22 protein-coding genes are annotated in these 23127 nt (G+C 72.9%); 17 read left to right on the top strand and 5 right to left on the bottom strand.

Going from position 1 to position 23127, the window contains the following annotated elements; translation table 11 throughout:
• Positions 1-35 precede the first annotated feature (35 nt).
• The 3 genes from ACIREI_RS37165 to ACIREI_RS37155 are packed head-to-tail and all read left to right on the top strand — an operon-like array spanning position 36 to position 4643.
• Positions 36-1331 carry an FAD-binding protein gene (locus ACIREI_RS37165; RefSeq protein WP_403342735.1) on the top strand — a complete coding sequence of 432 codons (1296 nt, stop codon included), beginning with the start codon at positions 36-38 and terminating at the stop codon, positions 1329-1331.
• A complete protein-coding gene (locus tag ACIREI_RS37160; RefSeq protein WP_403342732.1) occupies positions 1328-2860 on the top strand; it encodes a TIGR00730 family Rossman fold protein in 1533 nt (510 codons plus the stop codon). The genes ACIREI_RS37165 and ACIREI_RS37160 overlap by 4 nt, the downstream gene beginning before the upstream one ends.
• A gap of 28 nt (positions 2861-2888) precedes the next feature.
• A complete protein-coding gene (locus ACIREI_RS37155) occupies positions 2889-4643 on the top strand; it encodes an ABC transporter ATP-binding protein (RefSeq protein ID WP_403342729.1) in 1755 nt (584 codons plus the stop codon).
• A gap of 28 nt (positions 4644-4671) precedes the next feature.
• On the opposite strand, the gene ACIREI_RS37150 is transcribed toward ACIREI_RS37155, so the two are convergent.
• Entirely contained in the window at positions 4672-5517 is an 846-nt protein-coding gene (locus ACIREI_RS37150) for a (2Fe-2S)-binding protein (protein ID WP_403342727.1), read from the bottom strand.
• Between the two features lie 216 nt (positions 5518-5733).
• Between ACIREI_RS37150 and ACIREI_RS37145 the strand changes: the two genes are divergently transcribed.
• The 9 genes from ACIREI_RS37145 to ACIREI_RS37105 all read left to right on the top strand — a co-directional run bounded on the left by ACIREI_RS37145 (position 5734) and on the right by ACIREI_RS37105 (position 16826).
• A complete protein-coding gene (locus ACIREI_RS37145; RefSeq protein WP_403343155.1) occupies positions 5734-6726 on the top strand; it encodes a FecCD family ABC transporter permease in 993 nt (330 codons plus the stop codon).
• A complete protein-coding gene (locus ACIREI_RS37140; protein ID WP_403342724.1) occupies positions 6723-7772 on the top strand; it encodes a FecCD family ABC transporter permease in 1050 nt (349 codons plus the stop codon). Before ACIREI_RS37145 ends, ACIREI_RS37140 begins: the two co-directional genes overlap by 4 nt.
• A 56-nt stretch (positions 7773-7828) precedes the next feature.
• Complete coding sequence (locus ACIREI_RS37135) at positions 7829-8647, top strand: ABC transporter ATP-binding protein (RefSeq protein ID WP_403343152.1); 819 nt, start codon at positions 7829-7831, stop codon at positions 8645-8647.
• A 32-nt stretch (positions 8648-8679) separates the two neighbouring features.
• On the top strand, positions 8680-9693 hold the full coding sequence (locus ACIREI_RS37130; RefSeq protein ID WP_403342721.1) for an ABC transporter substrate-binding protein: 1014 nt from the start codon (positions 8680-8682) through the stop codon (positions 9691-9693).
• 90 nt (positions 9694-9783) lie between these two features.
• Positions 9784-10959 (top strand): acetyl-CoA carboxylase biotin carboxylase subunit family protein, encoded by a 1176-nt coding sequence (locus tag ACIREI_RS37125; protein WP_403342719.1) that lies wholly within the window; start codon positions 9784-9786, stop codon positions 10957-10959.
• Positions 10956-12659 (top strand): IucA/IucC family protein, encoded by a 1704-nt coding sequence (locus ACIREI_RS37120; RefSeq protein ID WP_403342716.1) that lies wholly within the window; start codon positions 10956-10958, stop codon positions 12657-12659. The genes ACIREI_RS37125 and ACIREI_RS37120 overlap by 4 nt, the downstream gene beginning before the upstream one ends.
• Entirely contained in the window at positions 12656-13852 is a 1197-nt protein-coding gene (locus tag ACIREI_RS37115; RefSeq protein ID WP_403342714.1) for an MFS transporter, read from the top strand. The genes ACIREI_RS37120 and ACIREI_RS37115 overlap by 4 nt, the downstream gene beginning before the upstream one ends.
• Complete coding sequence (locus ACIREI_RS37110) at positions 13852-15630, top strand: IucA/IucC family protein (protein ID WP_403342711.1); 1779 nt, start codon at positions 13852-13854, stop codon at positions 15628-15630. Before ACIREI_RS37115 ends, ACIREI_RS37110 begins: the two co-directional genes overlap by 1 nt.
• A complete protein-coding gene (locus tag ACIREI_RS37105) occupies positions 15627-16826 on the top strand; it encodes a type III PLP-dependent enzyme (RefSeq protein WP_403342708.1) in 1200 nt (399 codons plus the stop codon). The genes ACIREI_RS37110 and ACIREI_RS37105 overlap by 4 nt, the downstream gene beginning before the upstream one ends.
• A gap of 74 nt (positions 16827-16900) precedes the next feature.
• Here ACIREI_RS37105 and ACIREI_RS37100 read toward each other — a convergent pair whose 3' ends face one another.
• Complete coding sequence (locus ACIREI_RS37100; protein WP_403342706.1) at positions 16901-17158, bottom strand: hypothetical protein; 258 nt, start codon at positions 17156-17158, stop codon at positions 16901-16903.
• Positions 17159-17329: 171 nt separating this feature from the next.
• Here ACIREI_RS37100 and ACIREI_RS37095 point away from each other — a divergent pair, with 171 nt between their 5' ends.
• On the top strand, positions 17330-17695 hold the full coding sequence (locus ACIREI_RS37095) for a nuclear transport factor 2 family protein (RefSeq protein WP_403342703.1): 366 nt from the start codon (positions 17330-17332) through the stop codon (positions 17693-17695).
• 69 nt (positions 17696-17764) lie between these two features.
• Here ACIREI_RS37095 and ACIREI_RS37090 read toward each other — a convergent pair whose 3' ends face one another.
• Positions 17765-18937 (bottom strand): alanine--tRNA ligase-related protein, encoded by a 1173-nt coding sequence (locus ACIREI_RS37090; protein ID WP_403342701.1) that lies wholly within the window; start codon positions 18935-18937, stop codon positions 17765-17767.
• A gap of 311 nt (positions 18938-19248) precedes the next feature.
• Here ACIREI_RS37090 and ACIREI_RS37085 point away from each other — a divergent pair, with 311 nt between their 5' ends.
• From ACIREI_RS37085 to ACIREI_RS37070, 4 genes are all read left to right on the top strand, one after another.
• Positions 19249-20349 carry a YihY/virulence factor BrkB family protein gene (locus tag ACIREI_RS37085; RefSeq protein WP_403342700.1) on the top strand — a complete coding sequence of 367 codons (1101 nt, stop codon included), beginning with the start codon at positions 19249-19251 and terminating at the stop codon, positions 20347-20349.
• Positions 20350-20437: 88 nt separating this feature from the next.
• On the top strand, positions 20438-20854 hold the full coding sequence (locus ACIREI_RS37080) for a phage holin family protein (RefSeq protein ID WP_403342697.1): 417 nt from the start codon (positions 20438-20440) through the stop codon (positions 20852-20854).
• On the top strand, positions 20851-21291 hold the full coding sequence (locus ACIREI_RS37075) for a DUF3618 domain-containing protein (RefSeq protein ID WP_403342695.1): 441 nt from the start codon (positions 20851-20853) through the stop codon (positions 21289-21291). The genes ACIREI_RS37080 and ACIREI_RS37075 overlap by 4 nt, the downstream gene beginning before the upstream one ends.
• On the top strand, positions 21288-21554 hold the full coding sequence (locus tag ACIREI_RS37070) for a DUF4235 domain-containing protein (RefSeq protein ID WP_403342692.1): 267 nt from the start codon (positions 21288-21290) through the stop codon (positions 21552-21554). The genes ACIREI_RS37075 and ACIREI_RS37070 overlap by 4 nt, the downstream gene beginning before the upstream one ends.
• A gap of 58 nt (positions 21555-21612) precedes the next feature.
• Here ACIREI_RS37070 and ACIREI_RS37065 read toward each other — a convergent pair whose 3' ends face one another.
• A complete protein-coding gene (locus ACIREI_RS37065; RefSeq protein WP_403342689.1) occupies positions 21613-22587 on the bottom strand; it encodes a CU044_5270 family protein in 975 nt (324 codons plus the stop codon).
• Positions 22580-23113, bottom strand: coding sequence for an RNA polymerase sigma factor (locus ACIREI_RS37060; RefSeq protein ID WP_403342686.1), 534 nt, complete (start codon positions 23111-23113; stop codon positions 22580-22582). Before ACIREI_RS37060 ends, ACIREI_RS37065 begins: the two co-directional genes overlap by 8 nt.
• Between the last annotated feature and the right edge of the window lie 14 nt (positions 23114-23127).

The following is a 23127-nucleotide window of genomic DNA, read 5'->3' as shown; positions in this document are numbered from 1 at the left end:
GCGCGTCCGGGGTGAAGTCAGGGGGGAAGTCGGAAGTGAAGGAAGCCTCCACCGATTTCGGCCATATCGTCGGCTCCAGTCCGCTCGGCGTGCTCCCGGCCCGCTCCGCCGCCGACGTACAGGAGCTCGTCCGCTTCGCCGGGCCGCACGGGCTGCCGGTCTCCGCGCGCGGCGCGGGACAGGCCGTGTACGGGCAGGGGCAGGCGCACGGCGGGTACGTCGTCGACATGGCCGCCCTCGACGCCGTGCGCTGTGCACCGGGCGAGCGGACGCTGACCGCCGGGGCCGGCGCGCTGTGGCGCGACGTCGTACGGGCCGCGCTCGCCGCGGGGCTCACCCCACCGGTGCTGCCCGACCACCTCGGCGGCAGCGTCGGCGGGCTGCTGAGCACCGGCGGTTTCGGCGGCTCCAGCCATCGGTACGGGCCGGTGGCCGACTGGGTACGGGAGCTGGAGGTCGTCACCGGCACCGGTGAACGGCTGGTCTGCGCCCCCGACCGGCGGCCGGACCTCTTCCGCGCGGTCCTGGCGGGGCTCGGTCAGTGCGCCCTGATCCTCAGCGCCACCCTCGCCCTGGTGCCCGCGCCGACCCATGTGCGCCGCTACCGCCTTTATCACGACACCCCGGCCACTTACCTCACCGATCAGCGGCGCCTGGCCCGCGACAGCCGCTTCAGCCATGTCGTGGGCCAGGCGCGCCCCGCGCTCGGCGGGAACTGGCGCTACATGATCGAGGCGGTCGTGCCGCACGACGGCGGGCCGCCCGCCGACGACGAGCTGTTGATCGGCGACCTGGACCACGACCGCGACACCGAGGAGATCGCGGACCTGTCGTACGCCGAGTACGTGCACCGCCTGGACCGCGACGAGCGGCTGCTGCGCGCCACGGGTGAGTGGGACCGCCCGCACCCCTGGCTCACCCTGCTGCTGCCGGAGGAGGCGGCGGGCTCCTTCGTCCCGGCCGTGCTGGCCGAGGGCGCCCAGCAGGGCCTGCGGTTCTGCGGCACGGTCCAGCTGCGCCCGCTGACGGGCCGCACACTGCACGCCCCGCTGCTGCGCAGGCCCGCGGGCGAACTCCTCTGTCTGTTCGCCCTGATGCGCACGGCACCGCCCGCAGCCCCGGGCGTCGTACGGCGTCTGGTCGCCGCCAACCGGGCGCTGTACGAGCGGGCCAGGGCCGTCGGCGGCGTCCTCCACCCGGTCGGCGCGCTGCCGATGTCGCCCGGGGACTGGCGCGCCCACTTCGGCCCCGTCTGGCCCGATCTCGTCCGCGCCAAGGACCTGTACGACCCGTACCGCGTCCTGACCAGTGGGTACGGCCTGTGGACATGACCGCCACGACCCCCGTGACCGCCGTGACCGTCTTCTGCGGCGCCTCCCCCGGCCGCGGCCCCGGACATGTGCGCACCGCCGCCGAACTCGGCCGCGCGCTGGCCGGTGCGGGCCTGCGGCTGGTCTACGGCGGTGCGCGCACCGGCCTCATGGGCGCCCTCGCGGACGGGGCGCTGAGCGCCGGCGGGGCGGTGACCGGAGTGGTGCCGCGCCTGATGCTGCCCTACGAGATCACCCACACGGGACTCACCGATCTCGTCGTGGTCGGGGACATCCATGAGCGCAAGGCGCGGATGGCCGCGCAGGGCGATGCCTTCGTGGCCCTGCCGGGCGGGCTGGGCACGGCGGAGGAGTTGCTGGAGGTGCTGTCCTGGGCGCAGCTGCGGATCCACCGCAAGCCGTGTCTGCTCCTCGACCCGTCCGGTTTCTACCGCCCCCTGCTGTCCTTCCTGGAGCACGCGCGGGACGAGGGCTTCCTGCATCCCGGGGATCTGGAGCGCATCGTCGTGTGCGCGTCGGTCGAGGAGGTGGTGGCCCGGCTGACGCGGGCGTGCGAGGTGCCCGAGCGGGCGGCGGACCCGGTGCGGGTGCCGCGGGGGCGGGTCGCCTTCCTGTTCTCGGCCGCCGGCTCGCAGGAGCCGGGCATGGGGCGGGCGCTCCACGGCTCCTGCCCGGTGTTCGCCGACGCCCTCGACGAGGTGTGCGGGCTGCTGGACCCGTACGTGGACGTGCCGTTGCGGGAGGTGATGTTCGCCGAGGCGGGTACATCCGGCGCCGCCCTGCTGGACCGGGTCGCGTACGGGTATCCGGCGATCTTCGCGCTGCAGATCGCGCAGTACCGGCTGCTGGAGAGTCAGGGGGTGCGCCCGGACGTGCTGTTCGGGTACTCGGCCGGGCACATGGCCGCCGCGCACGTGGCGGGCGTGCTGTCCCTGCCGGACGCGTGCCGTGCGGTCGGCACGCTGGCCCGGCTGGCGGGCGCACTGCCGAAGACGGGGTGCATGGCGGCCGTGGAGGCGTCCCCCGAAGAGCTCTGCCCGGGTCCGGGAGCGGTGATCGCGGCGGTCAACGGGCCACGGTCGGTGGTCGTCTCGGGAGACCGCGCGGCGGTGCGGCGGATCTGCGAGGAGTGGGCGGCCCGCGGACGCCGAACGCATCCGCTCCGCCTGGACGTGGCACCCCACTCCCCCCACTTCGACGCCCTGCTGGACGACTACCGCCGCGCCTTGGAGCCGCTCGACCTGCGGGCCCCGCGCCTGCCCCTGCTCTCCGACACCACCGCCGAACCCGTCGGGGCCGAGGCGGCCGAGCCGGACTTCTGGGTGCGGGCGATGCGCGCGCCGGTCCGTTTCGCGGACGCGGTCGGCCGGCTGCACCGCGACGGTGTGACCGTCTGCGTCGAGCTCGGGCCCGGTGACGTCCTGACCGGCATGCTCGACGGCTGCCTGCCCGACGGCGCCCGGCGGCCCCTGGCGCTGGCCGTGGCACGGAACTGGCAGGCTCCGCGGGAGGGGGCCGACGTAGCCTGAATGCTCCGTACGACTCCTGAGGAGCGCCGTGAGCATCGCAGCGACCGAAACCGCCCCGCCCACCTGGCGGCTGCTCCTGGGCTACGTGCGCCCGCACCGGTGGGCCCTGCTGGCGGGCGCCGTGCTCTCGCTGGTCACGGGCGCCACCGGGCTGCTGCTGCCGCTGGTGGCGCGGGAGTTGATCGACGACCTGTCCCACGACCGGGCCATCACCGGCGCGCTGCTGATCATGTCCGGGCTGGTGGTCGCGAACGCCGCGGTGGGCGCGCTGGGTTCGTATGTGCTGCGGCGCACCGCCGAGTCGGTGGTGCTCGGCGCGCGGCGCGCCCTGTCGTCGTATCTGCTGCGGCTGCGCATCGCCGCCGTGGACCGCAGCGAGCCGGGCGATCTGATGGCCCGCATCACCTCGGACACGACGCTGCTGCGGGAGGTCACGACCGACTCGCTGGTCGGCCTCGGCACCGGCGGGCTGACGCTGGTGGCGACGGTGGTGATGATGGGTTTGGTGGACCCGGTGCTGCTGGCCGTCACGCTCGCCGTGATCCTGGCCGCCGGCACGATCCTCGGCGTGATCGTGCCCCGCATCAACCGGGCCAGCCGGCAGGCCCAGGACGCGGTCGGCGTGATGGGGGCCTCGCTGGAGCGGATCCTCGGCGCGCTGCGCACCGTGAAGGCGTCGGGGGCCGAGCACCGGGAGGAGCGGACGCTGCACGAGGCCGCCGAGGAGTCGTGGCGGCAGAGCGTACGGGCCGCCAAGTGGTCGGCCGCGGCGGGCAACACGGCCGGACTCGCCATGCAGATCGCGTTCATCACGGTGCTCGCGGTGGGCGGGGCACGGGTGGCGACCGGGGCGATCGACATCGGCACGCTGGTCGCCTTCCTGCTGTACGTCTTCTATCTGATGTCGCCGATCCAGCAGGTGGTCGGCGCGATCACGCAGTACCAGACGGGCTCGGCGGCGCTCGCCCGGATCCAGGAGGCGCTGCGGCTGCCCGCCGAACCGGCCGCCGCGCCCGCGCCGTTGCCCGTCGCCGGGGCGGAGCCGGCCGCGGTCGCGTTCGACGACGTGCGCTTCCGGTACGCCGAGGATCTGCCGTACGTCCACCACGGGGTGACGTTCGCCGTGCCGGCCCAGGGCATGACGGCGTTCGTGGGCCCGTCCGGCGCGGGCAAGACGACCGTGTTCTCCCTCATCGAGCGGTTCTACGACCCCGAGGACGGGAGCATCACGCTCGACGGGCGGGACCTCGCCGAGTGGGAGCTGAGCCAACTGCGTTCCGCGATCGGCTATGTGGAGCAGGACGCCCCGGTCCTGTCCGGTTCGCTGCGGGACAACCTGCTGCTGGGCAACCCGGACGCGGACGACGACGCCCTCACGCGCGTACTGAAGACGACGCGCCTGGACGGCCTGGTCTCCCGGCTGCCCGCCGGCCTGGACACGCTCGTCGGTCACCGGGGCACCAAGCTCTCCGGCGGCGAACGCCAGCGCGTCGCCATCGCCCGCGCCCTGCTGCGCCGCCCCCGCCTGCTGCTCCTGGACGAGGCCACCTCGCAACTCGACGCGGTGAACGAGGCGGCGCTGCGCGACACGGTCGCCGATGTCGCCCGTACGACCACGGTTTTGGTCGTCGCGCACCGGCTGTCGACGGTGACGATGGCCGACCGGATCGTGGTGATGGACGCGGGCCGGGTGCGCGCGGTGGGTACCCACCGCGAACTGGTCGCGGCCGATCCGCTGTACGCGGAGCTCGCGGCGACGCAGTTCCTGGCGACGGCCGAGTGACCCGGCACCGGGGGTGCGGCGAGCGGGCTCAGCCCTGCAGTCGGCGCAGCCGTTCCGCGTCACAGGTGCGGGGGCAGGTGGCGCACGCCTCGTCGGGGCGGATCGTGTAGTACATGCAGCAGCCGGCGCGGGTGCGTGTCGGGTGGTGTCGTCCGTCGTCGGTCGTCAGGTGGCGGAAGTCGGCGCCGCCGGGGTACGGGGCCACCGCGGCCGGCAACAGCCGGGTGGCCGCCGCCACGGCTTCGTCCTCGCGGCCGAGCGTCCGGCCGAGATACCAGACACCGGAGACCAGGTCGTCGGCGACCAGGCCCCACAGGGCGCGTGAGCCGCGGCGCGCGACGGGGCCGATGGCATCCAGGAGCGGACCCATGTGATCGGCGACGGCGGCACGCAACTCGGCACGCAGCGCCTCTTCATGAGGGACCGTCAGCACACCCGGGAGGACGGCCGCCGGGTCGTCGGCCAGACAGGCGAGGTCACTTCCGGGCGTGAGGGTGAACTCGGCCGAGTCCAGGTCCAGGCGCAGGTCCTCGGGACGGATCCGCGGCACGCGGCGTTCGAGGTACCAGGCACCGCTCATGAGCAGCGAGACCGACCACGCGTAGTCGTGCAGGGCGCGCGAGGCGGCGACATGGCGGCGCGGAACGACCCCGTAGCGATCGTGAATCCGGGCCGCCTCCGCCGCCACGAAGGCGTCGAGCACGGCCTCGTCCTTCACCAGCTCCGCCGCCGACACTCCCCCTCGGATGCCCGCCGCGCCGGGGTCGGCGACCCGCACGGACAGCACGTCGCAGAGGTCGGTCAGGCGCGCGTAGACATCACCGAGCGTGTGCGCGACGGCGCCGACCGACGGGGGCGTCGGGGTCACGGACATCGGTGCTCCCTGTGCGAGGTATCGGCGAAGCGGAGTAGGTAAGGCTTACCTTACACTTGCGATCAAGCGAAAACCGCCAGGTAGGCCAGCCGCGACCAATGACCGGTGATCAACTATCGTGCGCATCACAGTGAACTCACAGCAGTTGAAACATAAAGCAAGCCTAACCTAAGCTCACGGCTTGTGACTGCGACCCAACGGGGCGCGCCCATCGGTGTGCCCTTCCGTGCCTTCCGGCACATACCCCTCCTCCTCGCCGGACTCGGCGCCCTGACTCTCTGCACCGCCCTGAGCCTCGCCCTCGGCGCCCGTTCCGTGCCCCTGTCCACGGTTGCCGACGCGCTGTTCGGAAACGCTCACGGACGCGAAGCCCTGGTGGTGACCGGGCTGCGCCTGCCCCGGACCGTCATCGGACTCGCGGTCGGTGCCGCGCTCGGCGTCGCCGGGGCCGTCGCCCAGGGCATCACCCGCAATCCCCTCGCCTCGCCGACGACGCTCGGCATCAACGCGGGCGCCGGTTTCGCGGTCGTCGTGGCCATCTACGCGCTGAAGCTCGACAGCCCCGCCGAGTACGTGTGGTTCGCGTTCGCCGGTGCGGCCGGGGCCGCCCTGTTCGCGCAGGCGCTGGCCCGGCGCGCCGGGGACATCGACGCCGTACGGCTCGCCCTCGGCGGCACCGTCCTCCAACTCGTGCTGCTGTCCTGGACGTCGGCGGTCATGCTGATGAACCAGCGCACACTGGACGAGGCCCGCTTCTGGCTGGCCGGTTCGCTCTCCGGCCGCACCCTCGACGTGCTGTGGCCGGTCCTGCCGACCCTGCTGCTCGGCCTGGTGGTCGCGCTCGCGGTCTCCCCCGCCCTCAACGCCCTTGCCCTGGGCGACGATTCGGCCCAGGCGCTCGGCGTTCCGGTGGCCCGGATCCGGCTGGCCGGCGGCATCGCGGTCGTCCTGCTCGCCGGATCGGCGGTGGCGGTGGCCGGTCCGATCGCCTTCATCGGGCTGGCCGCACCCCATCTCGTACGGCCGCTGCTCGGCGGCGACCACCGCCTGCTGGTGCCCGGCTGTCTGATCGCCGGTCCCCTGCTGCTGCTCGCGGCGGACGTGCTGGGCCGGATGGTGATGCGCCCTTCCGAGCTGGAGGTCGGCATCGTGACGGCGTTCCTGGGCGCGCCCCTGCTCGCCCTGCTGGCACGGAGGGTGACCCGATGAGCAGCGTCGCACTGCCTCTCCGTACGAAGTCCTCGGCCCGTGCGCGTGTCCGTCGCCGCGTCCTGATGTTCGCCGCCGCCGGTCTTGCCGCTCTCTTCGTCCTGCTCACCCTCTCCCTGACGACGGGTGAGATACCCATGCCCGCCGGCACCGCGCTGCGGGCGCTGGTCGGGCTCGGTGATCCGGGCGATGTGCTGGTGGTGCAGCAGTTCCGGGCGCCGCGGTCGGTGGCGGCGATCGTCGGCGGTGCCGGGCTGGGCGCGGCGGGTTTCGTGCTGCAGCGGCTGTTCCGCAATCCGCTGGCCTCTCCGGACGTCATGGGTGTGACGGGCGGGGCGGCGCTGGGCGCGGTCGCGTTGATCGCCGCCGGGGCCTCGCAGGCACTGATCCCGGTCGGGGCGCTGGGTGGCGGGCTGCTCTCGGCGCTGCTGCTGGGCGTGTTCGCCTGGCGCTCGGGGCTCGCGGTCACCCGGCTGGTTCTCACCGGTCTCGCCGTGCAGGCGGGCCTCGCCGCCGCCGTGAACCTGATGATCGTGCGCTTTCCGGCCGAGCTCGCCGGGTCGGCGCTGCAGTGGACGACCGGTTCGGTGTACGGGCGGACGTGGGCGGAGGTGTGGGGCGCGGGCGGCGCGATGCTGCTGGCGCTCGCCGCCGCGCTGGTGATGCACCGGCAGCTGGCGGTGCTCGACCTCGGGGACGACTCGGCGGGCGCCCTGGGCCTGCGCACCTCCGCCGTACGACTCCAACTGCTGCTCGTCGCGGTCGCGTTGGCGTCGCTGGCGGCCGCTCTCGCCGGGCCGGTGACGTTCGTCGCGCTCGCCGTGCCGCACATCGTGCGGTTCGTCACCGGGCCGCCGACCGCCGCGTCCCTCGCCCTCGCCGGGCTCACCGGGGCGGTGCTGCTGCTCGCCTCCGACCTGGTCGTGCAGCACCTGCTGCCGATCGAGGGGCTGCCGGTCGGCGCGGCCACCGCCACGCTCGGCGCGCCCTGGCTGCTGGTGCTGATGCTGCGCCAGAGCTCGCCCGTCCAGAGGAGTCACCGATGACCGGCGCCCGCAAAGAGCCCGCCCCGCTGCCCGCCACCGGTCTTCAGGAGCCGCACATGCCCGCCCCCGCCAACCAGCTCTCCACGCAGGGCCTCGATCTGCGCTACGGCGACCGGATCGTGGTCGGCGGTCTCGACCTGACGCTGCCGGGCGGCGCCGTCACGGCGATCGTCGGCCCCAACGCCTGTGGTAAGTCCACCCTGTTGAGGGGGCTCAGCCGACTCCTCGCCCCGGCGGCCGGCACCGTGGCGCTCGACGGTGCCGACATCCACCGTATGTCCGCCCGCTCCCTGGCCCGCCGCATGGGCCTGCTGCCGCAGCAGCCGGTGACTCCCGAGGCGATCACCGTGGAGGCGCTCGTACGGCTCGGCCGCTATCCCCATCAGCGGCTGCTGAGCCCCTGGTCGGCCGCCGACCAGAAGGCCGTCGACGAGGCCCTGGAGCGCACCGGCACCACGGCGCTGCGCGACCACCCCGTGGACCAGCTCTCCGGCGGTCAGCGTCAACGCGCCTGGATCGCGCTGGCGTTGGCGCAGGACACCGAGCTGCTTCTGCTCGACGAACCGACCACCTTCCTCGACCTGCGGCACCAGCTCGACGTCCTCGACCTGGTCGCCGCCCTGCACGCCGAGGCGGGCCGCACCGTGGTGATGGTGCTGCACGACCTCGGTCAGGCCGCCCGCTACGCGGACCACATGGTGGTCCTCAAGGACGGCCGCCTCGCCGCCGCCGGCGCACCGGCGGACGTCCTCGACGCGGAGCTGGTCAAGTCCGTGTTCGACGTGGACTGCCGGGTGATTCCCGACCCCGAGACCGGCACTCCGCTGGTCGTTCCCAAGAGCAGCGCGGTGCGGCACTGCGCCGCCACCGCCTGATCACTCCCCCTCTCACAGAAAAGACCCCTTTCATGCGATCTCCCCTGCGCGGAATCGGCCGGCTGATCGCCGTGCTGCTCTCCGTCGTGCTCGGCACGGCCGTTCTGGCCGCCTGCGGCAGCGAGAACTCCTCCAACGAGAGCGACACGGCCAAGGCCGCCAGTGACAGCTCCGCCTTCCCGCGCACCCTCAAGACCGTGATGGGCGACGTGAAGATCCCGTCCCAGCCCGAGCGGGTCGTCGTGCTCGACACCGGTGAGCTGGACGACGTCACCCTGCTCGGCATCGACCCGGTCGGCGCGGTCGCCCCGCACTTCAAGAGCTCGGGAGGCTTCCCGACGTACCTGGACGGCGAGCTCAAGAACACGGTCGACGTCGGCCCGCTCCTGGAGCCGAACCTGGAGAAGATCGCCTCGCTGAAGCCCGACCTGATCCTGTCCTCCAAGGTCCGGCACGAGAAGGTCTACGACAAGCTCAGCGCCATCGCCCCGACCGTCTTCACCGAGACCACCGGCGGTGTCTGGAAGGAGAACCTGAAGGTCCACGCCGAGGCGCTGGGTCTGGAGAAGGAGGCCGCGGCCAAGCTGAAGGAGTACGAGACGCAGGCCAAGGCGCTGGGTGAGGCCATCAAGAAGAAGGACGGCGGCACCATGCCGACCGTGTCCGTGGTCCGCTTCATCGCCGGTCCGACCCGCCTGTACCAGTCCAACTCCTACAGCGGCGTCGTGCTGAACGACATCGGCTTCCAGCGGCCCAAGTCGCAGATCTCCAGCGACCCCGAGGTCACGATGAAGGACGTCAGCCCGGAGGAGATCGACCAGGCCGACGCCGACCTGATCTTCGTCACGGCCGCCGACGCCGAGGACAAGACCCAGAAGAAGCAGGTCGTCTCCAACCCGGTGTGGAAGGACCTCCCGGCCGTGAAGGACGGCAAGGTCTTCGAGGTGCCGGACGAGACGTGGATGTCCGGCATCGGCGTCCAGGCCGCCGAGGAGATGCTCAAGGACGTGGCGAAGGCCACCGGCGTGGAGCTCCCGGCGAAGTAACTGCCGCTGAACCTTTCGGGGCGGGCCGCGCCCGACCAGCCCGGCCCGCCCCGCAACCCCCCACCCGCTAGCGGAAGTTGTACCTCTGCCATGCGCCTGTACCTGCTCGCGCTCAATCCGACCGACTCCGTCACCGAGGGCTTCCTGCCCGCCGCGGCCCGGCTCGGCCTGGACGTCACCGTCCTCACCGACCAGCCGGACGCCCACCGCCGCGTCTACCCGGACGTCGAGATCCTTCAGTGCGACGTCCGTGACTTCCGGGCCGTGATCACCCGGATCTCGACGCATCACCGCCCCGACGCGGTCTTCACCAACAGCGACCACCTCCAGACCCAGGCCGCCCTGGCCGCCGCCTACTTCGGCCTGCCCGGCAAGGACTGGCGGGCCACCCTGCGCTGCAAGGACAAGGCCGAGATGCGCCGCCGGCTCGCCGCGGCCGGCGTGGACACCGTGTGGTCGGCCGAGCTGACCGAACCGGTCGCGCCCGGCGACGCGCCGTACCCGTGTGTGGTCAAGCCGCGTGAGGGCGTGGCCAGCGAGGACGTCGTCCTCGTCGACGGTCCCGAAGAACTGGTGACGCGCACCAAGGAGATCCTGGAGCGCCGCCCGGGTGCCGTCCTGGTCGTCGAGGAGTACCTCCCCGGCGACCTGTTCACTCTGGAGACCCTCGGCGACGGGCGCGTCCGCCACGTCCTGGGCGGCTTCCACACCGAGCTGTCGCCGCCGCCGTACTTCATCGAGGAACGCCTCACCTTCGTCCCCGCCCATCCCGAGCCGGTCGTCGCGCAGGTCCTGGCGCAACTGGACGCGCTGGGCGTCGGGTTCGGTGCCTGCCACACCGAGTTCGTGGTGCACGACGGGCGGGCGCGGATCATCGAGGTCAACTACCGGGCCATCGGTGACCAGTGCGATCTGCTGCTCGCCCGGCTGCTGGAGATCCCGCTCTTCGAGCACATCCTGCGCACCCACCTGGGCGAGCCCCTCCCGGCCGGCCTGGGCGCCCGCCGCGACGGCGCCGCCCGTCTGGAGTACCCGTGCGCCGACCGCGCCGGCACCCTGGTCGGCGCCCCCGCGGCCACCGATCTCGACGTCGACGGCGTGCATCTGACGTACCGTCCGCTGCGCGCGGTGGGCGAGAAGCACGAGCTGTACGGCACCAACCGCGACTACCTCGGCGTCCTGCGGGCCACCGGCACCGACCAGCCGAGCGTGGACCGGGTGGTCGCCGACTTCCTGGCCGAGCGGCGCTGGGAGATCCAGCCGTGAGCGCACCGCCCCTGACGGACACCTGCGAGGCGGAGCTGCTCACGCGGGTGCTCAGCGCCCTGCTGCGCGAGGACGTGGTCGGGCTGCGCACGAAGGGCACGCTGACGCGGCGCCCGGACGGCCCCTGGATACGGCTGGCCGCCGGAAACGACGACGGAAGCCACGACGCCCTGTTGCTGCCCGTCGCCGAGGACGGCTACCAGTGCGAGTACGCCGCCCGGCTGCCGCTCCTTGTGCGCGAGTCGGACGGCGCCGAGCTGACGTCGTACGACACCGTGCTGAGCGCGCTGCGTGGGCTGGCTGAGCCGGAGGACCGGGGCGGATTCGACGCCTTCGCCGAGGAGTGCCGGCAGACGCTGGCCACGATGCGGCTGCACGCCGCGACCCGGACGGAGGTCATGGAGAAGCTCGGGGACCGGACCGGGCTCGACGGCTCTCTGGCGTACGAGACCCTCGCCGCCCGCCTCGACCATCCCGTCTATCCGACCGCGCGCGGCCGCTCCGGGCTCACGGAGGAGCAACTGCGCGCGTACGCCCCGGAGTTCCATCCGCGTTTCGCGCTGCGGTGGCTCGCCGTGCCCCGGGAGTCGGTCACCTCGACCGGTACGCTTCCGCAGCTCTGGCCCACGCCCGAGACGCTCGGTCTGCCCGAGGTGCGCGACACCCATGTGGCCCTGCCCGTCCATCCGTTGACCGTCGACGCCCTGTCGGCCGCCGGTCTCCCGGACGGCGCGGTGCTCGCCGACCGCACCCACCTGGACGTCGTACCGACCCTGTCGATGCGCACCGTCGCCACGGGCGCCGACCCCGCCCTGCACCTCAAACTCCCCCTGGCGACCGCGACGTTGGGCCTGCGCAACAAGCGCACCGTCAAGCCCGGCACGCTGGTCGACGGGGCCGCGGGGCAGCGGCTGCTGGAAGCGGTGATCGCCCGGGAGCCCCGCTTCCGGGCGACGATCCTGCACGCCGACGAGACGACGCACGCGCACGCCGGTCACGAGCTGCTGGCGGTCCTGTGCCGTCGCTACCCGGCCGGGCTCGACGACTCGGTGGTCGTACCGCTGGCGGCCCTGCTCGCCGAGGCGCCCGACGGGCGGCCGGTCGTCGGCCACCTCGCCGACCGCTTCTACGGCGGCGATCCGCTCGCCCTGCTGGACGCCCTCCTGACGCTGCTGTTCGACTGGCAGACCACGCTGTTCGGGTACGGCATCGCGCTGGAGTCGCACCAGCAGAACATCTCGGTGGTGCTGCGGCCGGGGAGTCTGCGGCTGCTGTTCAAGGACAACGACGGGCCGCGCATCAACACCGAGCGGCTGGCCGCCGTGCTCCCCGGGCCGTGGGGCTTCGACGACGCGCGGATCTTCGCTGCGGACGACGGGCCGGTGGCCGACGTGTTCGCCACCATCACGGTCCATCTGTGCGCGGGGTCCTACGCGTTCGGGCTCACCGAGCACCGCCGGGCCCTGCTGGGGCTCGTCCGTGACCGGCTGACGGAGGCGGTCGACCGGCTCGGCGGCGACGCCGGGGCCATCCTGCGGGCCCGTGTGCTGGACGCGCCGCGGCTGCCGGTGAAGGCGATGGTGACGGCCGGGACCCTGCTGTCCAAGGAGCGTTCGGGGGCCGCCGACATCAACAAGCACTACACGACCGGCCCCAACTACCTTCTGCCCGGCGCCGGTTGCGGCGGTGGTCCGGCATGACCGTGCAGGCACTGCGCGTGCCCCGCACCGGGTTCGGACGCGGGCATGTGCACGCGGTGGCCGGCTGCTACTTCGTGGCGTCGTTCGCGGCGCTCGGCCTGCCGCCGTATCTCACCGAGATCCTGCCGGAGCTGGGGGACCACGGTGCCCGTTGGGCGGGGGTGCTCTACATCGTGCCGACCGTGTTCGGTGCGCTCGGCGCCCCGCTGTGGGGGCGGCTCGCGGACCGGTTCGGCCGCAGGCGGCTGCTGCTGCGCGCCCAGTTGGGGCTCGCCGTGTCCTTCCTGCTCGCGGGCTGGGCGGACTCGCTGGCCACCTTCACGGTGGCGCTGGTCCTCCAGGGCATCCTGGGCGGCACGTTCGCCGCGTCCAACGGCTATCTGGGCGCCGCCCTGGAGGGCCCGGCGCTGTCCAAGGCGCTCACCCTGATGCAGGGCAGCGCCCGGGCCGCGCTGGTGGTCGCGCCGATCGTGGTCGGCTCGCTGTCCGGCTGGCTCTCCCCGCACCGGCAGTACGCCCTGCTCGCCGTACTGCCGCTCACGGCGGCCCTGTTGCTCGCGGCGCTGCCCGAACCCGAGCGCGTCGAGCGGCGTCGGGCCGAGCCCGAGACGGCCGACGACACGCCTTCGGTGGTCTCGCTCCGGGCGCTGTACGCGCTGGAGTTCGCGTTCGTGTTCTCCACCGTCATCTCCTTCCCCTATCTGATCGCGCTGGTCGACGACCGACTGCCGGGGACCTCGCCGGTGCTGTCCGGTGTGCTGTTCGCCCTGCCCCACCTGGTCTATCTGGTGGCGGCGCTGGCGGTGCACGCCGCGTTCCACGACCGGCCGCGGGCCGGGATCTCGCTCGGCTTCGCCTGTATCGCGCTCGGGCTCGCCGGACACGGCGTCGCCGGGTCCCTGACCACGCTGATCGCCGTACGTCTGCTGCTGGGCGCGGGGCTCACCCTCGGCCTGGTGTGCCTGTCGGTGCTGGCCGCCGACTGCGCCAGGGGCCGTGCGCCGGGCGGGATGTTCGGGTCGCTGGAGTTCTTCTCCAAGGCCGGCGCGGTCGCCGCCGGTGTGGCCGCGGCCGTGGGCAGCGCCCGCTTCGGACCGACCGCCCCCGTGCTGACCGGCGGCGCCGCTGCCGCCCTCACCGTCGTCGCCACCCTCCTCCCCACACTGAACCACCGCACCCGCCGGAGCCGCTGATGCCCTCCCTCACCGCCTCGCTCCCCACCACCGAACTCGTCACCACCGAACTCTCCACGGCCGAACTCCCCGTCACCGAACTCCCCACCGCCGACGAAGCGGTGGCCCACACCCTGCTCAACTGCCTGCTGCGCGAGGTGTCCGGCCCCGAACACCAGACGGTCGTCACCGACGGCAACCTGCTGCTGCGCCTGCCCCGCCGCGGGGTCCTCCTGCGCGTTTCCCTGCGCCGGTCCTCACTCCTCGGGGCACACCGCTTCACCGGCCCGGTGTGCGAACAGCTCGACGGCGACTGGACGGAGGTGGACTGGCGGCGTCTGGCCGAGTACACGCACGACGAGCTGTCGCTGCGGACAGGGGTGCGCAACGAGGAGTTCCTGGAGCAGATCGCCTCCAGCCACGAGGCCGTGGCGAGCGCGCTGGCCGACCGGCGAGCGGCAGCGCCCCCGGCCGACCGGCTCGCCCCTCTCCCCGCCTACCTCGCCTCCGAGCAGTCCCTCGTGTTCGGACACCGCTTCCACCCCACGCCGAAGGCCCGCACCGGCGACCCGCGCGCCTGGTCGGCGTACGCCCCGGAGGTCGGGGCGGCCTTCCCGCTGCGGCACCTCGCCGTGCGCGCCGGCCTCATCGCCGAGGAGTACGTCGAGGCGTCGGACGTCGCCGCGCTGGACCGGCAGCGCACGGACGTCCCCGACGGCTACCGTCTGCTGCCCGCCCATCCCTGGCAGTACGAGACGCTCCGCGAACACCCGTTGCTGCGCGCGGCCCTCGACCGCGGCGACCTCCTCGACCTCGGCCCGGGCGGACAGCCCTTCGCCGCGACCGCATCGGTCCGCACCCTGTACGACGGCGAGACGTTCCTGAAGTTCAGCCTGAACGTGCGGATCACCAACTGCCTGCGCAAGAACAGTACGTACGAGCTGTCGGGCGCCGTCGCCCTCACCCGCGTCCTGGCCCCGGCACTCGCCGACCTGGCCGAGCGATTCCCGGGCAGCGCGGTGCTCCGCGAGCCCGCCTACCGTACGCTCGCCCTCCCCGGCCCGGACGGCACACCGGACCGCGCGCTGTTCGAGGGCTTCGGCGTCATCGTCCGCGAGGGCCTGCCGCAGCGCCTCGTGCCGGGCACCACTCCCCTGCTGGCGGCCGCGGTGGCCGACGAGTACCCGACCGGCGCCGCCCACATCTCCCGCCTCCTTCGGGGCGCGGACTCCCGCACCGCCCTCGAGTGGTGGTCGGCGTACCTGAACCTGCTCGTCCCGCCGGTCATGTCCGCCTACTTCGACCACGGCCTGGTCCTGGAGCCGCACCTGCAGAACGTCCTGATCTGCGTCGACGGCGACGGCATGCCCGCCCAGGTCCTCTTCCGCGACCTGGAGGGCACCAAGCTCGTCCCCGACCACCACGAGAACACCCTCGCCGCGCTGCCGCCCGAGGTCGCGGCTCCGATGACGTACGACGCGCAGCGCGGCTGGGACCGGGTCGTCTACTGCCTGCTGGTCAACCACATCGCCGAGTTGCTCGCCGCGCTCGCCGACCTGCACCCCGAGGCGGAGGCCGCGCTGTGGGCGCGGGTACGCGAAACGCTCCGTACGTACGCCGACCGGGACGGCTGCCCGCCAAGGCTCGCCGCCCTGCTCGCCGGGGTACCGCTGCCCGCCAAGGCCAACCTGCTCACCCGCTGGGAGCGCAAGGCCGACCGCGAGGCCGGATACGTCCGGCTGCCGTCCCCCCTCGCCGAGGCCATCCTGCGCGACCGGAACGGGAGTGGCGCCCGATGACCGAGCCCACGCCCGCGGTCCGCGACCGCGTCCTGTCCCTGCCGTCCGATGAACTGCCCGCCTATGTCTACGACTTGGCGGCCCTGCGCGCGCACGCCGCCGCCGTACGGGACGCCCTGCCCGAGCGGGTGGAGATGTACTACGCGGCCAAGGCCAACCCGGAGCCGGAGATCCTCGCCGCGCTCGGTCCGTACGTCGACGGCTACGAGGTCTCCTCGGGCGGCGAACTCGCCCATGTCGCGGGCGCGGTGCCGGGCCGCCCGCTCGCCTTCGGCGGCCCCGGCAAGACTCCGGACGAGGTGAGGGCGGCGCTGGAGACGGGAGTCGAGCGATTCCATGTCGAGAGCGCGTACGAGCTGCGCATGCTGGCCGAGTCGGCCCGGACGTATGCGCCGGGCCGGCGGGTCGCGGCGCTGCCCCGGGTCAACCTTCCGGTGGCGGACGGGTCGTTGGCGGGCAGCTCACTGGCCATGGGCGGGCGCCCGACACCGTTCGGGATGGACCCCGCCCAGGCCGGCGAGGCCGTACGCGCCCTCACCGACGGGACGTATCCGCACCTCGAACTGCGCGGCATCCACGCCCACTTGGCCAGCGGCCTGGAGGCGGCCGAGCAGGTGGCGGTGGCCGAGTCGATCGTGGCCTGGGCGAGAGGCCTCGGCGTGCCGCTCGCCGAGGTGAACGTGGGCGGCGGCATGCACGTCGACTACGCCGCCCCTGAGCGCCGGTTCGACTGGGCCGCGTACGGCAAGGGGCTCGCCCGGCTGAGCGAGGCGCACCCTGAGCTGACCCTGCGTATCGAGCCGGGCCGGGCGCTGACGGCGTACTGCGGCTGGTACGCCACCGAGGTGCTGGATGTGAAGCACAGCCACGGCGAGGAGTTCGGCGTCGTGCGGGGCGGCACACATCATCTGCGGACCCCCGCGACGAAGGGCCACGACCAGCCCTGTTCCGTGCTGCCGGTGGACGCCTGGCCGCACCCCTGGCCGCGTCCGGTCGCCGACGGCGAGGAGGTGACCCTCGCCGGCCAGCTGTGCACGCCGAAGGACCTGCTGGCCCGCCAGGTGCCCGCGCCCGGGCTCAGGGCCGGGGACCGGGTGGCGTTCTCGCTGGCGGGGGCCTACGCCTGGAACATCTCCCACCACGACTTCCTGATGCACCCGAGGCCGGGCTTCCACTTCCTGGACGGCACCGGGTAGTCGGCGCGTCACTCTCGGCGCTCGAGAAGGGCCGCCCGGCGCGTGCCGGGCGGCCCTTGCCGTGGGTCGGTGACCTAAGGGAGCTGCTTCAGGCCGTTGAGGTGGTTGAGGTGGCCCAGGTGCTGGGTGACCCGCGGGACCCGGTGCTTGTGCTCCTCGGGGATGCCGGTCGTGGCGAGCGAGTCGAGCGTGGCGACCGGGTTCAGCGAGCCGGCCTTGGGGGCGGTCGCCTTGGGGGCGTTCACGTCGGCCGCGTTCGCCATCGGCACGGTGAGTCCGGTGATTCCGGCGGCCAGACCAACGGCGGCGACGATACGTCGTGTTGAGATCATGTCTTCTGCAACGCGACGGGCCGCCGCCGGACACGGCCGCCCGGCGCCGCTCACCCGTCAGGCGCACCGCCACGGCTGCGCTTGCCGAGTCCGGCGGGGCGGAGGAGTCTCGGAGGAGAGGCCCTCGCGGTCCGCATTCTCGTCCTGCCACGGGCCTCGGAGGAGGTCACCATGGGCACCGCCACCAGCCCGTCGTTCGACACCGAAACCCTGCGCCGGGGCATCGAGGGACAGACCCCGGAGACGCTTCTGTCGCTGTACGCGGACGACGCGGAGCTGCGCGTCGTGAACCGCAACGCCCAGCCCAGCCACCCCAAGGTGCTGCACGGCCGCGGCGAGATCGCCGACATGCTCAACGACGTCTACAGCCGCGACATGACGCACAAGCTGGAGGGATGCGTGATCCAGGGTGACCGCGCGGCCTACAGCGAGTCCTGTGAGTACGCGGACGGGGTGCGCGTCCTGTCCGAGTCGATGATCACGCTGCGCGACGGCAAGATCTCCCGGCAGATCCTGATCGAGGCCTGGGACGAGTAGGAAGGGAGCGTGCGAGGCCCAGGCCGGCTCGTGACCGGCCTGGACCTTCTTCGCCGCGCTCCCCGGCCCCTACGGAGTGCGGAGCGTGGTGACGAGTTCGCGGGGCAGTCCGTGGGTGTCGTGGAGGTAGTGGTAGTCCTCCTCGCTCAACGGGCCGTGGAACTCCGGTCGGCCCAGCACCCGACGCCCGCGCTCCAGGAGCCTGCCGAACCGCCGTTCCTCGTCGAGCAGCACCTCACGCACCGGTCCGGTGCCGAGGGGTTGGCGGAAGTGGTCCAGTGTGTGCCGCGGGAGTTCGCCGGGCAGGTCGGACAGCGTGCGTGAGGGGTCGTCGCGCCAGAGGGTGGTGAGGACGCGACGGATCAGGCGGCGCAGGACGTAGCCGCGACCGGTGTGGGAGGGCCGTACGCCGTCGCCGATGACGACGATGCCGGAGCGCAGGTGGTCGCAGACCAGGCGGGTCGACGTCTCGTCCAGGTTCCACAGCGGCGGCAGGAGCCGCCTCCAGGGTTCGAACAGGTCGCTGTCGTAGACGCAGTTGTGGCCCTGCAGGACCGTCACGAGTCGCTCCAGTCCCATCCCCGTGTCGATACTGGGCCGTTGGAGGGGCTGGAGGCCGCCGTCGTCGTGGCGGCGGTAGCGCATGCTGACATGGTTCCAGACCTCGACCCATCGCGGGTCGGTGGTGGGGGTGCCCTGGGGCGGGATGCCGGGGCCACCGGTCCATACGAAGATCTCCGAGTCGGGACCGCACAGGCCGACGGGATCGTGGGACCACCAGTTCTCGTCCCGGGTCGGCTCCACGGGCAGGCCCAACTCCCGCCAGGTGTCCAGCGATTCGGTGTCGGGGCCGACCTCGTGGTCGCCGCCGAAGACGGTGACGTACATGCGCCCGGGCGGGATGCCGAAGCCGTCGCGCAGCAGTTCGTAACCCCAACGCAGGCTCTGCGCATGGCCGTAGTCGCCCAGCGACCAGGAGCCGAGCATCTCGAAGACCGTCAGGTGGGTGCGGTCGCCGACCTCGTCGAGGTCGGTGGTGCGCAGACAGCGCTGGACGCTGGTCAGGCGCCGGCCCTGTGGATGGGGGCGTCCTTCGAGGTAGGGCGTGAGCGGGTGCATGCCCGAGGTGGTGAACAGCACGGGGTCGCCAGGCGGCGGCAGGAGGGTGCCGCCGGTGACGGGCTCGTGTCCGCGCTCGCGGAAGTAGTCGGTGAAGGTGCGGACGATCCGGTCGGTGTTCATGGCGGTTCCTTCGGTCGTGGGGACCGGAAAGAGCCGCGGAAGGGGTGCGACCAGGGAAGCAGGAAGCGCACACCGGCGGTCCGTTTCCGGCCGCCGGGAGGGGTGGGATCAGGCGTCGGCAGCCGTCGAGCGGGGCGCTCGCGCGACTGTCGTGTCGGTGTGCCTGATGACCTTCATGGCAGCGACGGTAACAGGGGGTGCCGGAGCCGTCTCGGGGTTTTCTCCCGCGCTGGTCGGCCGGTGGATCGGCGCTCGGGACGCACTCGCGTGGCGGCGCTTGAGCTGAGCGGGTCCGGGTTACCCGGGGGACCATGACTCGACTTCTCAAATCCAGGCACAAGGATCACCGGGCACGACACAGTCCGTCTCCCCCACCGGCCCCCGACCGGGCAGAACAGGGCGCGGCCGGCGCCGAGACCTCCCAGGAGCGCTTCGGGCCCGATCCCGAGGTGGAGCGGGAGGCGCCCGACACCCCGACCGAGCTGCCCGGCCGGTCGTGGAAGGCGGCGATGAAGGGCACCCTACGGGAGTTCAAGGACGACGAGCTGACGGACCGCGCGGCGGCCCTGACCTACTACAGCGTGCTGTCGCTCTTCCCGGCCCTGCTGGTGCTGGTGTCCGTGCTCGGGCTGGCCGGCCGGTCCGCCACCGACGCGGTACTGGAGAACATCAACCAGCTCGCACCCGGCTCGGCGCGGGACATCCTCACCCGGGCGGTCGAGCAGTTGCAGGGCAACGGCGGTCTCGGCTCCCTCATGGCGATCGTCGGCCTGGTCCTGGCGGTGTGGTCGGCCTCCGGTTATGTCGCGGCCTTCATCCGCACCGCGAACGCGGTCTACGACATGCCCGAGGGACGTCCGGTGTGGAAGATCCTCCCGATCCGGCTCGCGCTGACCGTCTCCCTCATGGTGCTGGCCGTGATCAGCGCCCTGATCGTCGTCTTCACCGGCGCCCTGGCCCGCCAGGTCGGCTCCACGCTGGGCATCGGCGACACGGCCCTGACGGTCTGGTCCATCGCCAAGTGGCCCCTCCTGGCCGTTCTGGTGACCACCATGATCGCCATCCTGTACTGGGCGGCTCCCAACGCCAGGGTGCGCGGCTTCCGGTGGATCACTCCGGGCAGCTTCCTCGCCCTGCTGATCTGGATGATCGCCTCCGCGGGCTTCGCGTTCTACGTCGCCAACTTCGCCTCGTACAACAAGACCTACGGCACCATGGCGGGCGTGATCGTCTTCCTGGTCTGGCTGTGGGTCGGCAACCTGGCCATCCTGCTCGGCCTGGAGTTCGACGCGGAGGCCGTACGGCAGCGCGCGATCGCCGGCGGTCACCCGCCCGAGGAGGAGCCCTACACACCGCCACGCGACACCCGTACGTGGGACGAACAGGACCGGCGACGCCTGCGCGGTCCATGACCGCGAACCGCGGTACGTCGGGCCGACGCCCGGGTACCCGGCGCCACAGTCCCATCCGCGAACGCAACGCAGGGAGAAGGTGACCCTCATGACCGCCACGCACCCGCGGTACCGCTCCCGCTCCGACGCCTCGGTCGGCGAACTGGTCCAGGAGGCCACCCAGGAGCTGAGCGACCTGGTCCGGGCCGAGATGCGGCTGGCACAGACGGAGATGACGCAGAAGGGCAAGCGCCTCGGCATGGGCGGCGGCATGTTCGGCGGCGCCGGACTGGTCGGCTTCCTCGCCCTGCAGGCGATGGTCGCCACCGCGATCGCGGCCCTGGCCGTGCCGCTGCCGGTGTGGGCCGCCGGGCTGATCATCACCGGGGGCCTGCTCGTCGTCGCCGCGCTGATGGCGGCCGTCGGCAGGGCGAAGTTCCGCGAGGCCACCCCGCCCACCCCCGAGCGGACCGTCGGCAGCATCAGGGCCGACGTGGCGGAGATCAAGGAAAGGGCACAGCGATGACCAGCGATGCGACGTCCGGTTCCGGCGGCAAGGGCCCCGACGAACTGCGCGAGCAGATCGAGCAGACCCGCGAGGAACTGGGCCGGACCGTGGAGGAACTCGCCACCCGGGCCGACATGAAGTCCCGGGCCCAGGACAAGGCCCACGAGGCCAGGGAGCAGGTCGGCCATGCGACCGCCGAGGTCGCCCGGCGCGTCCGGGAGAAGGTGCCGCCTCCGGTACAGGACACGGCCGACCGGGCCGCGCACCGCGTCCGGGACACCGCGACCCGGGCCGGCCACATGGTGCAGGACAGGACACCGGAGCCGATACGGCAGCGGGCCGACCGCGGCCTGCGCACCGCCCGGCAGCATCGCGGCGCGCTGCTGGCCGGGACGGCGGCTGTGGGCGGTGCCGTCCTGCTGGCACGCCGTCGCCATGCGGGAGCCCAGCGATGAAGACCTCCAAGATCGCGTACAAGCCCGTGGGCCTCGCGCTCGGCGCCGTCAGCGGCATGCTGGCCGGCGCGGCCTTCAAGCAGACCTGGAAGATGCTCGGCCACGAGCAGGACGCCCCGGACGCCACCGACGAGGAGCGCACCTGGCAGGAGATCCTCACGGCCGCGACCCTCCAGGGCGCCATCTTCGCGGGCGTCAAGGCCGCCGTGGACCGCGCGGGCGCCACCGCCACCCGCCGCCTGACGGGCACCTGGCCGGGCTGAGACCCGCGCACCGCTTCCCTCGAGGGACCGCCGCCCGCAAGGGGTGTGACACTCCCGGTCAGCGCATCCAGGCGCTGTACGACATCACGTCGCCGGCCTTGACGCCGTACTCCGGTTCGGTCTGCGTGAAGGTGGTCTCCAGCCCGAGTACGGCACCGGTGGCCGGGTCCATGATCAGCATCTCGCGGGTGTCGGACCGGTCGTACACGTACGCCTGTCCGCGCCGCCCGAGCCGGTCCGTCACCTGCCCCGCGGGCCGCAGGCCCTCGGCGTCCGCGAGCAGCCGGGCCAGCGCGGCGGACTCGCGGGCGCCTAGGGTCCAGTGGTCCAGCAGGATCTTCGTGGCGTCGAGGAGCTCGGAGGTGTTCAGCGGCGCGCTGTGGTCCGACAGGTAGGCGCGTTCCGCTTCCTCGAGGTAGTCGTGCAGCCGTGCGGCGTCGTGCGGCGGCCGGGACTCGGGCGGGGCGTCGCTCCAACTGGGCGGATACGTCCGCCTGCTGAGGACGTGGCCGTCCTCGACGAGTTCCCCGTCGCCGCCCAGCACCGGCCGGCCCGGGTGCCGCGGGTCGGTCGCCACGACGAGTTCCGTGTGGCTGTCGTCGGCCTTCCAGCGCACGATGCGCTCCTCGGGAAGCGTGATCGGCGGCTCGTCCTCGCTCATGCCCATGCTCCACGACTGCACGTGCGTGCCCTTGCGGAGCTTCGGCGAACCGTCGGCCGCGGCCGCCCGTGCCCGCTCTGCCAGGGTTTTGAGGGATACGGGAGTGGAGTCGGCCTGCACCAGCAGCGGGCGGGGTGCGGCGATGGCCGGGGCGGTCGTCTGGCCGGTGAACAGCAGAGCCGACACGAGGGCGGCGACGACGGCCGCGGCCGCCAGGCCCCAGACCAACCGCGGGCGACGGGAGGCGATCCGCTCCCGCATCAGCCGGTCGAGCCGCCGCTCGGCGTGATGGTCGAGGGGGCCGTCGCCGAAGTGGGGACCGTCGACGGGTACCGGGTTGGCGCGGCGCAGCAGTTCGAGTTCGTCAGCCATGGCTTCGTTCCTTGGACGCGGTCGGCGGGCACATACGGTCGATCTCTGCTCTCAGTCGGCGCCGGGCCCGGTGCAGTCGCATCGACGCGGCCCTCGTGCCGCAGCCGAGGGCGACGGCGACCTCGTCGATGCCGAGTTCCTCCCATGCCGTCAGTCGCAGCACCTCCTGGTCGGCCGGGGAGAGCCGGGCGAGCGCGTCGTGCACCCAGGCGCCGGGGGCCTCCGCGTCCGGGCCCGCCTCGATGTGCCGCCCGTGTGCCGCGTCGTCGTTGCCCAGCCGGTCGACCAGCCGCCGTCTGCGCCCCTGGCCGCGTACCGCGTTGGCCAGGCAGTTGCGTGCCACGCCGTACAGCCAGGGCAGCGGGGACGGCGGGAGGTCGGCCCGGCGGCGCCAGGCGACGGTGAACACCTCCGCCACCACTTCCTCGACGTCGCTCGTACGCCCGTCCAGTCGCCGCGCGACATAGCGGCTGACCGCCCAGTAGTGCTCGCGATAGGCAGCGGCGAAGTTGTCGTCGTTGCTCATGTTCCGTTCGTGTC

Source organism: Streptomyces sp. NPDC093591, from assembly GCF_044764885.1.
Classification (GTDB): domain Bacteria; phylum Actinomycetota; class Actinomycetes; order Streptomycetales; family Streptomycetaceae; genus Streptomyces.
The sequence above is the reverse complement of the archived record's forward strand: the minus strand, read 5'-3'. Positions and strand labels throughout refer to the sequence as shown.

What these genes read in the sequence shown, in the direction of transcription:
- ACIREI_RS37060 (WP_403342686.1), bottom strand. Translation starts at nt 23,113, where the DNA reads ATGAGCAACGACGACAACTTCGCCGCTGCCTATCGCGAGCACTACTGG.
- ACIREI_RS37140 (WP_403342724.1), top strand. Translation starts at nt 6,723, where the DNA reads ATGAGCAGCGTCGCACTGCCTCTCCGTACGAAGTCCTCGGCCCGTGCG.
- ACIREI_RS37125 (WP_403342719.1), top strand. Translation starts at nt 9,784, where the DNA reads ATGCGCCTGTACCTGCTCGCGCTCAATCCGACCGACTCCGTCACCGAG.
- ACIREI_RS37160 (WP_403342732.1), top strand. Translation starts at nt 1,328, where the DNA reads ATGACCGCCACGACCCCCGTGACCGCCGTGACCGTCTTCTGCGGCGCC.
- ACIREI_RS37105 (WP_403342708.1), top strand. Translation starts at nt 15,627, where the DNA reads ATGACCGAGCCCACGCCCGCGGTCCGCGACCGCGTCCTGTCCCTGCCG.
- ACIREI_RS37095 (WP_403342703.1), top strand. Translation starts at nt 17,330, where the DNA reads ATGGGCACCGCCACCAGCCCGTCGTTCGACACCGAAACCCTGCGCCGG.
- ACIREI_RS37115 (WP_403342714.1), top strand. Translation starts at nt 12,656, where the DNA reads ATGACCGTGCAGGCACTGCGCGTGCCCCGCACCGGGTTCGGACGCGGG.
- ACIREI_RS37085 (WP_403342700.1), top strand. Translation starts at nt 19,249, where the DNA reads ATGACTCGACTTCTCAAATCCAGGCACAAGGATCACCGGGCACGACAC.
- ACIREI_RS37070 (WP_403342692.1), top strand. Translation starts at nt 21,288, where the DNA reads ATGAAGACCTCCAAGATCGCGTACAAGCCCGTGGGCCTCGCGCTCGGC.
- ACIREI_RS37075 (WP_403342695.1), top strand. Translation starts at nt 20,851, where the DNA reads ATGACCAGCGATGCGACGTCCGGTTCCGGCGGCAAGGGCCCCGACGAA.
- ACIREI_RS37090 (WP_403342701.1), bottom strand. Translation starts at nt 18,937, where the DNA reads ATGAACACCGACCGGATCGTCCGCACCTTCACCGACTACTTCCGCGAG.
- ACIREI_RS37135 (WP_403343152.1), top strand. Translation starts at nt 7,829, where the DNA reads ATGCCCGCCCCCGCCAACCAGCTCTCCACGCAGGGCCTCGATCTGCGC.
- ACIREI_RS37130 (WP_403342721.1), top strand. Translation starts at nt 8,680, where the DNA reads ATGCGATCTCCCCTGCGCGGAATCGGCCGGCTGATCGCCGTGCTGCTC.
- ACIREI_RS37080 (WP_403342697.1), top strand. Translation starts at nt 20,438, where the DNA reads ATGACCGCCACGCACCCGCGGTACCGCTCCCGCTCCGACGCCTCGGTC.
- ACIREI_RS37065 (WP_403342689.1), bottom strand. Translation starts at nt 22,587, where the DNA reads ATGGCTGACGAACTCGAACTGCTGCGCCGCGCCAACCCGGTACCCGTC.
- ACIREI_RS37110 (WP_403342711.1), top strand. Translation starts at nt 13,852, where the DNA reads ATGCCCTCCCTCACCGCCTCGCTCCCCACCACCGAACTCGTCACCACC.
- ACIREI_RS37150 (WP_403342727.1), bottom strand. Translation starts at nt 5,517, where the DNA reads ATGTCCGTGACCCCGACGCCCCCGTCGGTCGGCGCCGTCGCGCACACG.
- ACIREI_RS37100 (WP_403342706.1), bottom strand. Translation starts at nt 17,158, where the DNA reads ATGATCTCAACACGACGTATCGTCGCCGCCGTTGGTCTGGCCGCCGGA.